Origin of the sequence: Thiomonas delicata (assembly GCF_900088825.1) — a bacterium.
GTDB classification, from domain to species: Bacteria; Pseudomonadota; Gammaproteobacteria; order Burkholderiales; family Burkholderiaceae_C; genus Thiomonas_A; species Thiomonas_A delicata.
Map to the genome: position 1 here is coordinate 352962 of NZ_LT592170.1, position 13816 is coordinate 366777.

General features: G+C 68.0%; 14 protein-coding genes. 9 read left to right on the top strand and 5 right to left on the bottom strand.

Features of this window, described 5'->3' with window-relative positions:
• The coding region (locus THIARS_RS01830; protein ID WP_141202370.1) for a cytochrome-c peroxidase at positions 1–1329 on the top strand (1329 nt) is incomplete at its 5' end.
• A 99-nt stretch (positions 1330–1428) separates the two neighbouring features.
• Here the strand turns inward: THIARS_RS01830 and THIARS_RS01835 are convergent.
• On the bottom strand, positions 1429–3000 hold the full coding sequence (locus THIARS_RS01835) for a hypothetical protein (RefSeq protein WP_222423018.1): 1572 nt from the start codon (positions 2998–3000) through the stop codon (positions 1429–1431).
• A gap of 374 nt (positions 3001–3374) precedes the next feature.
• Here THIARS_RS01835 and THIARS_RS01840 point away from each other — a divergent pair, with 374 nt between their 5' ends.
• The 5 genes from THIARS_RS01840 to THIARS_RS01860 are packed head-to-tail and all read left to right on the top strand — an operon-like array spanning position 3375 to position 7140.
• On the top strand, positions 3375–4499 hold the full coding sequence (locus THIARS_RS01840) for a sensor histidine kinase (RefSeq protein WP_094159219.1): 1125 nt from the start codon (positions 3375–3377) through the stop codon (positions 4497–4499).
• Positions 4492–5133, top strand: a complete 642-nt coding sequence (locus THIARS_RS01845; RefSeq protein ID WP_094159220.1) for a response regulator — start codon at positions 4492–4494, stop codon at positions 5131–5133. The genes THIARS_RS01840 and THIARS_RS01845 overlap by 8 nt, the downstream gene beginning before the upstream one ends.
• A gap of 43 nt (positions 5134–5176) precedes the next feature.
• Positions 5177–6010, top strand: a complete 834-nt coding sequence (locus THIARS_RS01850) for an AraC family transcriptional regulator (RefSeq protein ID WP_094159221.1) — start codon at positions 5177–5179, stop codon at positions 6008–6010.
• 57 nt (positions 6011–6067) lie between these two features.
• Positions 6068–6820 (top strand): AzlC family ABC transporter permease, encoded by a 753-nt coding sequence (locus tag THIARS_RS01855; RefSeq protein WP_094159222.1) that lies wholly within the window; start codon positions 6068–6070, stop codon positions 6818–6820.
• Positions 6817–7140, top strand: a complete 324-nt coding sequence (locus tag THIARS_RS01860) for an AzlD domain-containing protein (RefSeq protein WP_094159223.1) — start codon at positions 6817–6819, stop codon at positions 7138–7140. Before THIARS_RS01855 ends, THIARS_RS01860 begins: the two co-directional genes overlap by 4 nt.
• Positions 7141–7155: 15 nt before the next feature.
• Here the strand turns inward: THIARS_RS01860 and THIARS_RS01865 are convergent, their stop codons facing one another.
• From THIARS_RS01865 to THIARS_RS01875, 3 genes are read right to left on the bottom strand one after another with little or no spacing between them, the layout of a single operon-like run.
• Positions 7156–7794: an FMN-binding negative transcriptional regulator gene (locus tag THIARS_RS01865; RefSeq protein WP_094159224.1), complete on the bottom strand. Its 639-nt coding sequence runs from the start codon at positions 7792–7794 to the stop codon at positions 7156–7158.
• A gap of 16 nt (positions 7795–7810) precedes the next feature.
• Positions 7811–8554, bottom strand: a complete 744-nt coding sequence (locus THIARS_RS01870) for an SDR family oxidoreductase (RefSeq protein WP_094159225.1) — start codon at positions 8552–8554, stop codon at positions 7811–7813.
• Entirely contained in the window at positions 8551–9267 is a 717-nt protein-coding gene (locus THIARS_RS01875; protein ID WP_141202311.1) for a gamma carbonic anhydrase family protein, read from the bottom strand. The genes THIARS_RS01870 and THIARS_RS01875 overlap by 4 nt, the downstream gene beginning before the upstream one ends.
• Before the next feature lie 288 nt (positions 9268–9555).
• Between THIARS_RS01875 and THIARS_RS01880 the strand changes: the two genes are divergently transcribed.
• Positions 9556–10524, top strand: coding sequence for an IS1595 family transposase (locus THIARS_RS01880; protein WP_094159009.1), 969 nt, complete (start codon positions 9556–9558; stop codon positions 10522–10524).
• A 110-nt stretch (positions 10525–10634) separates the two neighbouring features.
• Entirely contained in the window at positions 10635–11825 is a 1191-nt protein-coding gene (locus tag THIARS_RS01885; protein ID WP_425444217.1) for a PA0069 family radical SAM protein, read from the top strand.
• An 18-nt stretch (positions 11826–11843) separates the two neighbouring features.
• On the opposite strand, the gene THIARS_RS01890 is transcribed toward THIARS_RS01885, so the two are convergent.
• A complete protein-coding gene (locus THIARS_RS01890; RefSeq protein WP_245845431.1) occupies positions 11844–12779 on the bottom strand; it encodes a pirin family protein in 936 nt (311 codons plus the stop codon).
• A 137-nt stretch (positions 12780–12916) separates the two neighbouring features.
• Here THIARS_RS01890 and THIARS_RS01895 point away from each other — a divergent pair, with 137 nt between their 5' ends.
• Positions 12917–13810 (top strand): pirin family protein, encoded by an 894-nt coding sequence (locus THIARS_RS01895; RefSeq protein ID WP_094159227.1) that lies wholly within the window; start codon positions 12917–12919, stop codon positions 13808–13810.
• Positions 13811–13816: the final 6 nt, after the last annotated feature.

The window sequence follows — 13816 nt, forward strand, 5'->3', positions numbered from 1 at the left end:
CCCGCCACGCCGCTTCACGAACCCGGACCGCCGAGTGCGAGCTGGATGCTGGCGCAAGGCGAGAACCCCCACCCCGTGCGCCTCGTTCTGCCGCCGCATCGGCCGCTGAGCGCGGCGGCGCAACTCGGGCGCAAGCTGTTCTTCGACCCCGCGCTGTCGGGCTCGGGCAAACTGTCCTGCGCCTCCTGCCATCGTCCGGACCACGCCTACGCACCGGCCAACGCGCTGTCGGTGCAGTTGGGCGGCGGCCGCCTGACCCGCCACGGCGTGCGCGCCGTGCCCTCGCTCGAATACCTCTACCGCCAGCAGAATTTCAGCATCGGCCCGGACAACGAGGAAAACGAAACCGTCACCTTGCGGCAACTCGTCGCCCTGGGTCAACAAGCCCGGCGCGTGCGCAAGACCGCGCACGACACGCAGGCCGCGGCCGCCAACCTGGTGCCGCAAGGCGGCCTGTTCTGGGACGGGCGCGTCAACACCTTGCAGCAGCAGGCCGACGGGCCGCTGTTCAATCCGCTGGAGATGGATGGCGGCAACACGGCCATCGTGGCCTCCAAGCTCGAACAGGCGCCCTATGCGCACGACTTCGTGCAGCTGTTCGGCGCCGGCGTGTTCCGCGACCCCAAGCTCGCCGTGGCCGAGGCGCTGTTCGCCCTCTCGCGCTACCAGATCGAGGATCCGAGCTTCCACCCCTTCACCAGCAAGTACGACGCCTGGCTGCAGGGCAAGGCGCGATTCACGCCTGCGCAAATGCGCGGCTACCTGGCGTTCAACGACCCCAAGAAGGGCGACTGCGCCGCCTGCCACCTGGACCAGCCGACGCCCGACGGCCTGCCCCCGCTGTTCACCGACACGCAGTACGAAGCGCTGGGCGTGCCGCGCAATCCGGCGATTCCGGCCAACCGCGACCCGCGCTATTTCGACCTCGGCCTGTGCGGCCCCTATCGCACCGACCTGGCGAAGCAGACCCAATACTGCGGCATGTTCCTGACGCCGACGCTGCGCAACGTCGCCACGCGGCATGCCTTCTTCCACAACGGCGTCTACCACACGCTCAAGCAGGTGCTGGACTTCTACGATTTCCGCGACACCGCGCCGCGCAAGATCTACCCCACCGCGCCCGACGGGCGGGTGGAGAAGTTCAACGACCTCCCCCCGCAGGACCGCGCCAACGTCGACCGCGTCGACCCGCCGCTCAACCGCAAGCGCGGCGAGCGGCCGGCGATGAGCGCCCGGGACATGCGCGACATCATCGCCTTCCTCAAGACCCTGAACGACGGCGACACGACGCCTCGCGGCATGCCGGCTCGAGTCGCCCGATCCCGATGAGAAAAGGCCCCATGACCGCGAACCGCGGACATGGGGCCCAAGGAGTGCTCCATGAAATGGGTGCCTCGGCGCAGCCGTGGTGCGGCCGCGGCCAGAACATCAAGGCTTGTAGCTGGGGAGCGTGATGACGTAGGTGTCGACCACGGCGCTGCCGTTGACGGTAGGGCTCTTGGGATTGGCCGCGCCCCAGTCACTGGCAAAAAGGATCCGCGTACCACGAGGACTGATAATCACATTAGGCTGAGCCCAATAGTTTGAGTTGCTTGAGTTGGCGTAATTGCCCGTGGTGCGGTTGTGCGCGATACGGCACATTTTTCCGGTATCGATGTTGGCCAGAATGATCTCTTGGTCGAGATAAGTTTGCGGATTGGCTGCCCCGATTGGCGTGGAACCATTGCAGTTGCCATTGGAGCCAGCAGGACAACCCGTGATCGCCACGGCTAACCAACCTGGATTATTAAAGGCCCGCCCGCTCACCAAAGTACCAGTCGGCGGATAGGGATCGCCGACGGCCGGGCCGATTAACGTTTGGACCGGGCCGCCTTTGGTGAGATTCGTCCACATCAACGTACCGCTGCCCGACGGTCCGTCGAACTGTACGCCGGCAATGATGTCATCGCCGGCCGCATTTCGCAGCAAATCACTGTGCTGCGTGCCGTCGAAAGGAATTGTGCGCGTTACCGCATTGGTCACGGCATTCAGTGTCTGGACTTGATTGGTGCCACTATAAAAATAGGTTCCCCGGCCAGATGGGAGCGCCTGCGGTACATCGGCTTCCACAAGGAAGGGCGTGCCGATCGTGTTGGTGGAAATACGGTAGCTGAATGCCTGAAAAGCCGCAGAGCCGCCAGGCCCGTTCTTATTGAGGTAGCAACCGAGGCCGATCAGATCGTTGTCCTCGCTCATCGCGAAAGGATCCTCGCCCCCGCTAACCTTCAAGGCCGAATAGGGACATACGCCAGCGAGCTTTCCACCGCTTTGCATGTCAGGAGCAAAGTCGTGGATGACGGTCTTGACCCCGGTGATCACGTTCATCACCGTGAGCGCGTCATAATTCACGCTGCCTGATTGATGGTTGTCTACGTAATAGATGAGCGCCGGATTGGTCGTGCTCCAATAAAATTGCTCGACATCGGCTGGATTGATATCCAGCCATTGCTTGAACGCATAAGTCTTGCCGTCGAACAGTGCCCACCCCTGTTTGCCGCCGCTCGACAAAGGGTCGGTGACATACAGGATCATCAGAGATTCATCGGCATTCCAAGCCTGGATCGTGCCGTAGGCGGGAACCGCCACCCCTGAATTCCAATCGGCCTTGGCATCCGTAACGCGAATGATCTGGGTGTGGAAATCCGGGTCTGTCGTCGCTTGCAGTTTGGCCGGTTTGGCCATGGCCGAATAGTTCACCAGACCCTTGCCCGTCACGGGCACGCCACTGCACAGATCGGTGGGCGTGGCACTCGACGTCGCGGTCGCGGTGGACTGCGTCGTGGGTGCGGGCGCCTGCGGCGCGGTATTGGTGAGGTTCGTGCCGGTCTGGGATGAGGTCGGACCGGTCGTGCCAGCGGTGGATGACGACGCCGTGCCGGCCGCGCCGCCTCCGCCGCATGCGCTCAGGATGGCTGAGCAAGCCATGGACAGCAGGCTCAGCCGGAAAAAATGTGTGTTCATCATGGGTGGGTCTCAGAGTCGTTCGGACGTCTCGTCAAAACCGCCAATCGGGCTCTGCAAGACCGATCACGGCGCGATTCATGCGCAAAAAGACAACTTGACACTCCGTCATTGCGGAAAACGTCACGTCTTTGCGAGGTCTGAATTCTGGGCGCCGCCCGCGCCGGACTCCATCGGACGTTTCAGATTGTTTCTGTCGGCCTTGGGGTGTTTCGCGTGTCAGCAATGCCTGACACACCCTTGTTCACGGGGGAGTGGCTTTCCACGCTGTCGGGATATTCCTACACTGGTCCAGGTTCGCGAGCGCAGCGGCCAGGGCCCGCCCCTTCAACGCGCGGCCGGATGCATCGTCACCGAATGGACCAAGGCCAGAGATGATGAAGTCGCACCACAGCCCTGCGATCACCGACCCCGCCCCAGCACGCGATCAGGACGCCCCATCGGTCGAGGCGGAACGCCTGCTGGCGCAGCTGCCAGGCTTCGTCTTCCGCCTCGAACACGAGGGAGACCGGCTTCATTTCAGCTATGCGAGCCCCGGCAGTCTCTCGGTCTGCGGCATCACGCCGGAAACGCTGCTTGCCACGGAACAAGGTTTCTTGAGCCTGATCGACCCACACGATCTGCCGGCGTTCCATGCCTCGCTCCAGGCCAGCGTGACGGCGGGAACCTGGAACTGGGAGGGCCGCTTGCGGACGTCGCAAGGGCCGAAGTGGGTCAACATTCGGGCGCAGACCACACCACTCGGCCGGCTCAAGGCGGAATCGGTGGGCATCATGCTCAACGTCAGCCAGAGCCATCTGCGCGAAAGCCACTTGCGCGACGTGTCCGCCGAGTTGCGCGGCATGGCCGTGCGCTTCGAATCCATACGCGAGCTGGAGCGGGCCCGCCTGGCGCGCGATCTGCACGATGACCTGGGCCAGATCCTCACGGCGCTCAAGATGGATCTGGCCTCTTTGCACAGCCTGCTGCGCAGGCAGGCCGGCGACGCGGGCGGCGAGCAGGCCAAGCTGTTCGACAGCATGGACCGGCTCATCGACGCCGCCGCCGACGCGGGTCGGCGGGTGGCTGCCGAACTGCGGCCCAGCGTGCTCGACCTCGGCCTGGGGCCGGCCCTGGAGTGGCTCGCCGACCAGCACCGCGCGCGCTATGCGGCCAAGGTCCATTGCCAGACCAGGGGGGCTCCGGCCATCGGCGAACTCCTGGCCGCGGAACTGTTCCGCATCGCCCAGGAAGCCTTGACGAATATCGCGCGGCACGCCGGCGCCAGCCAGGTCTGGCTGCGCCTGCACGAGCAGGACGGCCGCGTTTGCCTCGAGATCGCGGACGACGGCCGCGGCTTCGCCGGCGCCGAGCCGGTTCCCGGGCGCGCCACCTTCGGCCTGCGCGGCATGCGCGAGCGCGCCATGCTGATGGACGGCAGCTTCTGGATCGGGCCCGCTCCGCAGGGCGGCGCGATGGTCAAGGTCTGCCTGCCGCACGGGAACCCCGACCATGCTTAAAGACGGCTTGCGCGTGCTCATCGTGGACGACCACGCCCTGCTGGCGGAAAGCGTGGCGCGCTTTCTGCAAGCCAACGCCATCGACGCCATGTGGTGCGCCGACCCGGTGCAGGCCCTGCAGCGCATGCGCGAAGAAGACTGGAGCGTGGTGCTGCTGGATGTCTCCATGCCCGACGGCAACGGGCTGGATCTGCTCAAGCGCATCAAGCTCATCAAGCCCGACCTTCCGGTGCTCATCCTCAGCATGCACCCCGAGCAGCAATTCGCCCTGCGAGCCTTGCGCAATGGCGCGGCGGGTTACCTGACCAAGGGCTGCAGCCCCGAAATCGTGATCGAAGCCATCCGCAAGGTGTCGCAGGGCGGGCGCTACCTCACCCCAAGCGTCGCGGAGCAGCTGGCGAATCACCTTGACGAAGGCGACGACATGGACATGCCGCATCTGCGCCTTTCCGACCGGGAGATGCAGGTGTTCATGCGCCTGGCGCAGGGCCAGACGGTCAACGAGATCGCCGAGGCGCTGCACATCAGCAGCAAGACCGTGAGCACGCACAAGATGCGGCTGATGACCAAGATCGGGCTGGACAAGGATGCCGACCTGGTGCGCTACGCCATGCACCAGGGTCTCATCACCTGAGCAGGACCATGCGGCGAGGGCGCCCGCTGTCTACACTGCGCCCATGCAAGCCACCGATGCTCCGACCCGCGAACGCGCGCACATGGCGCTCGCCCCCGATTTCGGCGGCATGGAACTGCTCACCGCCGATTACTGGGCGCACAGCTTCGCCCCGCACGTCCATGACACCTTCGTCGTCGCGCTGATCGAGCGCGGCGCCGAGCGCTTCCGCTGCGGCGGCGCGGAGTGGGTGGCCCCGGCCGGCAGCCTGGTGCTCATCAATCCCGGCGAGGTGCACTCGGGCGAGCGCGGCTGCGCCGAGGGGTGGAGCTACCGCGCGTTCTATCCCGCCCCCGCCGTGCTCGCCACACTGCGCGCCGAGATCGACGACGGATCGCCTGCCGTGCCGGGCTTCGCCCAGGCGGTCGTCACCGACCCCGCGCTGTTCGATCTGCTGCGCGGCCTTCACGCGCGGCTGCACGACGCGGCCGACCCCTTGCTGCGCGAGGGGCTGTGGACCGCGGCCTTCGGCGCGCTGCTGCGGCGCCATGGCCAGACCCGCGCCAGACCCCCGCAGGGCGACGCCTCGGCTGCGGTGGCCAAGGCCCAGGCGCTGCTGCGCGAGCGCTGCGCCGAAGCGCTGTCGCTGCGCGATCTGGCCGACGCCGTCGGGCTCAGCCCCTGGCACCTCAACCGCGCCTTCCGGCAGAAGGTCGGACTGCCGCCGCACGCCTGGCGCAACCAATGGCGGCTCGCGCAGGCCAAGCAGCGCCTGCGCGCCGGACTCGCGCCGGCCGTGGTCGCCGCCGAACTCGGCTTTGCCGACCAGGCGCATTTCAGCCGGCACTTCAAACGCGCCTTCGGTGTGAGCCCGGGGCGCTATCCCGCATCGCGCTGAACGCGCGGCGCAAGAACGTACAAGACCGCGCCGCGGCGCCGGGCTAGGCTGCCGGGCATGACTTCCGATCCGCCTCCGCCCCCTTCACCCGCCACCCCCGCGCGCGAATGGCTGCACGGCGTGCGCGACACCGTGCCCATGCTGGTGGGCGCCGCACCCTTCGGCCTGATCTTCGGCACCCTCGCGGCCGGCAGCGGGCTGTCCGGCGCCGGCGCGATGGCCATGTCGGCCTTCGTCTTCGCCGGCTCGGCGCAGTTCATCGCGCTCACCCTGCTGGCCAGCGGCGCGGGCCTGCTGGTGATCGTGTTCACCACCTTCGTCGTCAACCTGCGCCATCTGCTGTACGCCGCGACGCTGCTGCCCCACGTCGCGCGGCTGCCGCGGCGCTGGCGCCTGCCGCTGGCGTTCTGGCTGACCGACGAGACCTTCGCCGTCGTGCAGCACCGCTACGCCACGCCCGACGGCGCGCCGCACAAGCACTGGTACTACCTCGGCTCCTGCCTGTCCATGTACCTCAACTGGCTGGCGTGGACCGCGGCCGGCGTGCTGCTCGGCCGCGGCGTGCCGGAACTCTCGCACCTCGGGCTGGAGTTCGCGATGGCGGCCACCTTCACCGCCATGGTGGTGCCCATGCTGCGCAACCGGCCGACGGCGGCCTCCGCTTTCGCCGCCGCAGCGGTGGCGCTGGCGGCGCGCGGCCTGCCGTACAAGCTGGCGCTGCTGCTGGCGGCGTTGAGCGGGGTGGCCGTGGGCGTGTGGCTGGACGAGCGCGGCGCGGCGCCAGCCGACGAGCGGAGCGCGGGCGCATGAACCTTCGCGAGACTGCGCTGATCGCCGGCATGGCCGCAGTCACCTTCGGCATCCGCTACGCCCTGTACGGGCTGGGGCACCGCGTCGCCTTCCCGGCGCGCGTGCTCCGGGCGCTGCGCTATGTGCCGGTGGCGGTGCTGACGGCCATCACCGTGCCCATGGTGCTGCTGCCGGACGGAGCGTGGGATCTGAGCTGGCGCAATCCCTGGCTGGCCGGCAGCCTGGCCAGTGCCGGGGTGGCCTGGCGCTGGCGCCGCGTGCTGCCGGCGATCAGTGTGGCGCTGTTCGTCTATTTCGGCTGGCGCTGGCTGTTCGGGTAGGCAGCGCCAGCTGGTTCAGGGCCGCGCCGCGCGCTCGACCCAATCGGCCATCGCCGCGTCGTCCGCGCCGTCGCGCCGGCGCAGGCCTTCGACCACGCCCGCGCGATTGGCCGCCGGCTGGTTCTGGCTGGTTTTCCATTTGCCCTGCAAGCTGGTCAGCGCCAGTTCGATGCCGACAATGGCGCCCAGCATGCGCGCGATGTAATCGGGCGGCGCGTCGCCCACGGCCCAGGGTTGCGGCATGCCGGCCTCGTGGGTGCGCGTCAGGGTCTCGACCAGGCCGCGCAGCCACGCCGCGTCGTCGATCACCCGCAGCGCACCGCGCGCATGCACCACGGCGTAGTTCCAGGTCGGCACCACCTTGCCGGTTTCGCGTTTGCTGGGATACCAGGACGGGCTGATATAGGCGTTCGGACCATGGAAAATCGCCAGCGCTTCCGCGCCCGGCGCCGCCTCGCGCCACACCGGGTTGGCGCGCGCGACGTGGCCGCGCAGCACGCCGTGCGGCGTGCCGTCGTCCGCCCACATCAGCGGCACCGGGTTGGCGTCCAGCCCCTGTGCGCCGAGCGTGACCAGCGTGGCCAGCGGATGCGCGCGCATCAGCGCATGCAGGGTGTCGACATCGGGTTGCGCGAAATGCGTTGGCAAATACATGGTCGTTCCCGTTTGATCAGCGCCCGCCGCTGACGTCGAGCAGGCTGCCGGTGCAGTACGAGGCCGCATCCGAGAGCAGCCACACGATGGCCTGCGCCACCTCTTCGGGCTCGCCTCCGCGCAGCATCGGCACCGCGGCCTTGACGCGCTCCACGCGGCCGGGCTCTCCGCCGCTGGCATGGATGTCGGTGCGTATCACGCCGGGCCGTACGGCGTTGACACGAATGCCCTCTGCAGCGACTTCCTTGGCCAGGCCGAGGGTGAAGCTGTCCACCGCGCCCTTGGACGCCGCATAGTCCACGTACTCGCCCGGCGAACCCAGGCGCGAGGCGGCGGACGACACATTGACGATGGCCCCGCCCGCGCCGCCATGGCGGGTGGACATGCGGTGCACGGCCTCGCGCGCGCAGACAAAGGTGCCGATGACGTTGACCGCGAACACCCGCGTCAGCCGCTGCACGTCCATCGCCTCCACCCGCGCTTGGCGCTCGAGGATGCCAGCGTTGTTGACCAGCCCGCGCAGCGGCCCCAGGGTCGAGGCCAGCGCGAACAGACGCACCACGTCGCCCTCCACGGCCACGTCGGCTTGCACCGCCAACGCGTCGCCGCCGGCGGCGACGATGCCATCGACCACGGACTCCGCGGCCTGAGGCCGGCTGTTGTAGCTCAGGCAAACGCTGTAACCCGATTGCGCGGCGAGGCGCGCGGTGGCGGCGCCGATGCCTCGGCTGCCGCCCGTGACCACAAGCACCGGCTTCATGCGCCCGCTCCCTCGGAAGGAACCGCCGGGCCGCCCCAAGTTTCGTCGACCCCCACAGGGGTCGAGTTCGAAGCCGCCCGGCCCTGAGTGGGCTCAGGAGGCCACGCTTGCGGGTCTTCCGGCAGGACCCGGTCTTGCGCATGTGCGGCCAGGGCCTGCGACAGTCCGCGCGTGATCTTCACCATGTCGGCCTCCTCGCGCGCGAGACCGTAGACGGCGAGCGGGAAATCCAGCGGTTTCTGGATCGCCCAGATGGCCTCGTGATCCCCAGGCGGCAGGATGGCCGCCGGGTTGCCCACCGCGACCCAGCCGATGGGCACCGTGGAGCCGGGCGGCAGCACGGTCTTGAGATGCACCACGGCGTGGATGCGCACCTCGCTGCCCTTGCCGAGGTGCGCGCCATGGAACACGCCGGCACCGGTCGCGATGAACACTTCATCCTCGACCGTGCAGCCGACGACATGGGCGTTCGGGCCGACCAGCACATGCGCGCCGAGGCGCAAGGCATGCCGCGCCGTGCTGCGCAGCACGGCGTTTTCCATCACGATGCAGTGCTCGCCGATGTCGATGGAGCCACCTTCGGCAATGATTTGCGCGCCATACTGGATGCGCGCCCCGGCCCCCACCGCGACGCGCCCGCACAGCACCGCGTTCGGCGCCACCCAGGCCGTGGGATGCACCGATGGCGACGCGCCCAGATGCTCGATCAGCATGAAGCTTTCTCCATGTTGTGCCGCATGGCGCCGCGTTGAACAGGAACCAGGAACGCATCGGCGCAAGGCCTGCGGCGCCTCGCACGCGGGATGGGCCGGCATGGGAAGCAGCCCATCCCCCTTCCCGCGAAATGCCCGGCCATGATAGGCGGCAAAGCCCGGCCCGTGGCCGCAGCCCGGACGCAAGGCAAGGTGGTCGCGTCGTGCCTTGCCTGTTCTCACCGCTGGCCATAGACTGTTCATTTATAAGGGGTATCCACTTAGCTCCAGTGAAGGCAGAATAGCTGGATGGATATCCAGACTTTAGCGCCAACGCCCGGAAAAGACTACCCACAGACCTGGAACGAGTTCCTCGACTGGTTTGGCACCGAAGAGGCGTGTCTGACGTACCTGGAACGATTGCGCTGGTCCAGCGGATTTGTTTGCCCACGCTGCGGCTGCGCTGGGCAGGCCTATCGCGCCACGCGTGGCCGGCTGATGTGCCCGAGCTGCCAGCACCAGAGTTCGGTGACCGCCGGCACCATCTTCGACAAGACCCGCACGCCACTGCGCGTGTGGCTGGCTGCGGCCTGGTACCTGACCAACCAGAAGCAAGGTGTGAGCGCTTTGGGGTTGCAGCGCGTGCTGGGGCTGGGCAGCTACCAGACCGCGTGGACCATGCTGCACCGACTGCGTCGTGCCATGGTTCGCCCGGGCCGCGAGCAACTCAGGGGGTTGGTCGAAGTTGACGAGACCTACCTGTCCATCACGGACAGACAAGCCCCCATCTCTCCCAAAGGGCGCAAGAGCAGCACGAGCAAGGTGCTGGTGGTGATGGCAGTGGAGATGCTGGAGCCCAAGGGGTTTGGCCGCATCCGCCTGCGCCGCATTGCCAACGATTGCGCCTCGTGTGTGATGCCGTTCGTGCAGGAGGTCATCGAGCCAGGCGCACAGGTGCGCACGGACGGCTCGGCCGCCTATCGGTCGTTGACGGAGTTGGGCTTCATCCATCAGCGCACGGTCATGCTGGGCTCCGATGTCCCCGCCCATGTCTCGATGGCAGGAGTGCATCGGGTGGCCGCTCTGGTGCAACGCTGGATTCTGGGCACCCACCATGGCTCGGTGCAGCCCGAACACCTGGATGCCTATCTGGACGAGTTCGTGTTCCGTTTCAACCGCCGCACGTCCAACTCGCGGGGCCTGTTGTTCTACCGGTTGCTGCAACAAGCCGTCGCCACTGCACCGGTGACCTACCGCGATGTGGTGCGAAAGGCTTGAATGTTTGGGTGACGGCCATAGAATGCATGTACTGGGTATTTATCCAGCATCCAAGCGTCACTGGAGCTAAGTGGATACCCCTTTCATTTATACAGTAACAAGGTGCGGTCATGCCGACCCGAATCATTCCCATCATCCCGGCCATGCCATCCGGTCACGGGCCGTCTTCGCGCAAGGGCCGCGGCACGACGGTGCACATCGCGCACCGCTTCGAGCGCGACAACCGCGACGTCTTCGACGACGGCTGGGCAACGCTTGGCGACGAAGCGCAGGCCGCCGACCAGGCCCCGCCCCCGGCCACCAGCGTCACCGAGGAACGCGTCAAGTCCATGCTCACCCGCAACACCTCGCCCGACATTCCCTTCGCCCTGTCGCTCAACCCCTACCGCGGCTGCGAGCACGGCTGCATCTACTGCTATGCGCGTCCCACGCACAGCTACCTGGACCTCTCCCCAGGGCTGGACTTCGAGACCAGGCTGATCGCCAAAGTCAACGCCGCCAGCGTGCTGGAACGCGAGCTGGCGCGGCCCGGCTACGCGCCCAGCCCCATCGCCATCGGCTCGGTGACCGACGCCTACCAGCCCATCGAGCGCAGGCTGCGCATCACCCGCGCCGTGCTGCAGGTGCTGGGCGACTGCGCCCATCCCTACACCGTCATCACCAAGTCGGCCGGCATCGAACGCGACATCGACCTCATCGCCCCGGCCGCGCAAGCCGGGCGGGCCTGGGTCAGCGTGAGCATCACCACGCTGGACGGCGCGCTCGCGCGCATCCTCGAGCCGCGCGCCGCATCGCCCGCGCGCAGGCTGCAGGCGGTGCGCGCGTTGAGCGGCGCCGGCATAGCCGTGGGCGTGAACGTCGCGCCCATCATCCCCTTCATCAACGACAGCGACATCGAGCACATCGTCGAAGCTGCCGCCCGGGCCGGCGCCAGCAGCGTGCACCACACCGTGCTGCGCCTGCCCTGGGAGGTGGCGCCGCTGTTCCGGCAATGGCTGGAGACGCATTTCCCGGCGCGCGCCGCGCGCGTGATGGCGCGGGTGCAGGACCTGCACGGGATCGAGGCAGCCCAACGCACGCCGCATGTCGGCCGCACCGCGCGCGACTACGACGCCCGCTTCGGCCAGCGCATGCATGGCACCGGCCCCTGGGCCGACCTCATCCGCCAGCGCATCGCCAAGGTCAGCGCCCGCTTCGGCCTGCCGCGCGGCGGTCTGCCGGCCCTGGACTGCTCCGCCTTCCGGCGTCCGGCCGCATGGCAAGCGGTGGGCGACGCCCGGCAGGCGAGCCTGTTCGATTGAGCGCCGCCGGAGGGGCGTTCAAAAGCGCCCGGCCTGGTAGTCCTGCACGGCCTGCATCAGTTCCTCGCGGGTGTTCATCACGAACGGCCCGTAGTGCGCCACCGGCTCGTGCAACGGCTTGCCGGCAATGACCAGGAAACGCGCCGGCGTGCTTGCGGCCTGCACGCGCAACACGCTGGCGTCTTCGCCGCCGCGCAGGATGGCCATGCGGTGCGGGCGCAGCGCCGCAGCGTCGGCGCCGACGCTGCATTCGCCCTCGATGCCGTGCACCAGCACGGTGTGCCCGGGCGGGGCGGTCCAGTCGAACACCTGGCCCGCGGGCACGGTGATGTCGAGGTAGACGGGCTCGGTCGGACGCGCATGCACCGGGCCCTGCACCGGCCGCCCATCGTCGCCGGCAAAGCTTCCGGCCACGACGCGGGCGCGCACGCCGTCCGCGCGCCGCACCTCGGGAATGCGCTCAGGCGCGATGTCCTGGTACGCCGGGTCGTCCATCTTGTGGGCCGCCGGCAGGTTCACCCAGAGCTGGAAGCCCCACATCAGCCCCTGCTCCTGCTGCGGCATTTCCTCGTGCACGATGCCGCGTGCGGCGGTCATCCACTGCACGCTGCCCGGCGCGAGGTCGCCGCGGTTGCCCTTGTTGTCGCCATGGCGCATGCGTCCGGCCATCATGTAGGTCACCGTTTCGAAGCCGCGGTGGGGATGCGGCGGGAAGCCGCCGATGTAGTCCGAGGCGGAATCGGAGCGGAACTCGTCGAACAGCAAAAAGGGGTCGATCAGCGCGGCCAGTTCAGGTTCGAGCACGCGCGTGAGCTTCACTCCCGCGCCGTCGCTGGCGGCGCGTCCGTCCACCAGACGCGCCACGCGCAAGAAGCCGGCGCCGGCTTGCGGCGACGGCGCCGGAGCGGCGAAAACGCCCTGCGAAATGGAGGGCATCGGGGTGGTGACAGACATGAGAATCTCCAAGGCAAAAGCCCGTGGCGGGCACGATCATGTTGCATTATGGTGATTGATGACCATCCGCACCCAGCGCAAGGGCTTAGGGCCTGTTCACGCTCTGTCTGCATCCGCCGCAACCGAGAACCCGCACCATGACCCGTTCCAACGACAACCCGGCCATTCAGCACATCGATCAGGCCCACAACCACGACCTCGGCGGTGGCTTCGTCGTACGCCGGCTTCTGCCCGGCCACCCGCGACAAAGCGTCGGCCCCTTCATCTTCTTCGACCATTTCGGCCCGACAACCATCGCCGCCGGGCAAAACGTCGATGTGCGGCCGCACCCGCACATCGGCCTGGCCACGGTCACCTATCTGTTCGAAGGCGCCATGCTGCACCGCGACCACCTCGGCACCGTGCAGCGCATCGAACCCGGCGCGGTGAACTGGATGGTGGCCGGGCGCGGCATCGTGCATTCCGAACGCGTGCCCGACGATCTGCGAACCAGGGCATGGACCAGTCACGGCCTGCAGCTCTGGGTCGCACTCCCCCGGCAGCATGAGGAGGACCCGCCGAGTTTTCACCACGCCGCCGCGACCGACCTGCCCGCGACGATCCTCGGCGCCGTCCGCGTGCGCGTGCTGCTGGGCCGCGCTTGCGGCCTGACCTCGCCGGTACCCGTCCCATCCCCCATGGCCTATGCCCACGCCAGCTGGCGCGAAACCGGCCCATGGCGCATCACGGCCGACTACGCCGAGCGTGCCTTGTATCCGGTGCGCGGCACGCTCGACATCCACGGCACGGCCCTCGAACCCGGGCAGATGGCCCTGCTCGCCCCGGGTGTCGAGGTGGACGTGCGGGCCGAAGCCGGTACCGAAGCCGTGCTGATCGCCGGCGAGCCGCTGGACGGCCCGCGCCACATCTGGTGGAACTTCGCCTCCAGCCGCCGCGAGCGCCTCGAACAAGCCAAGGCCGACTGGGCCGCGCAGCGTTTCGCCACCATCCCCGGCGACGCCGTCGAGCGCATTCCGCTGCCCTTGCGCTAGCAGTGA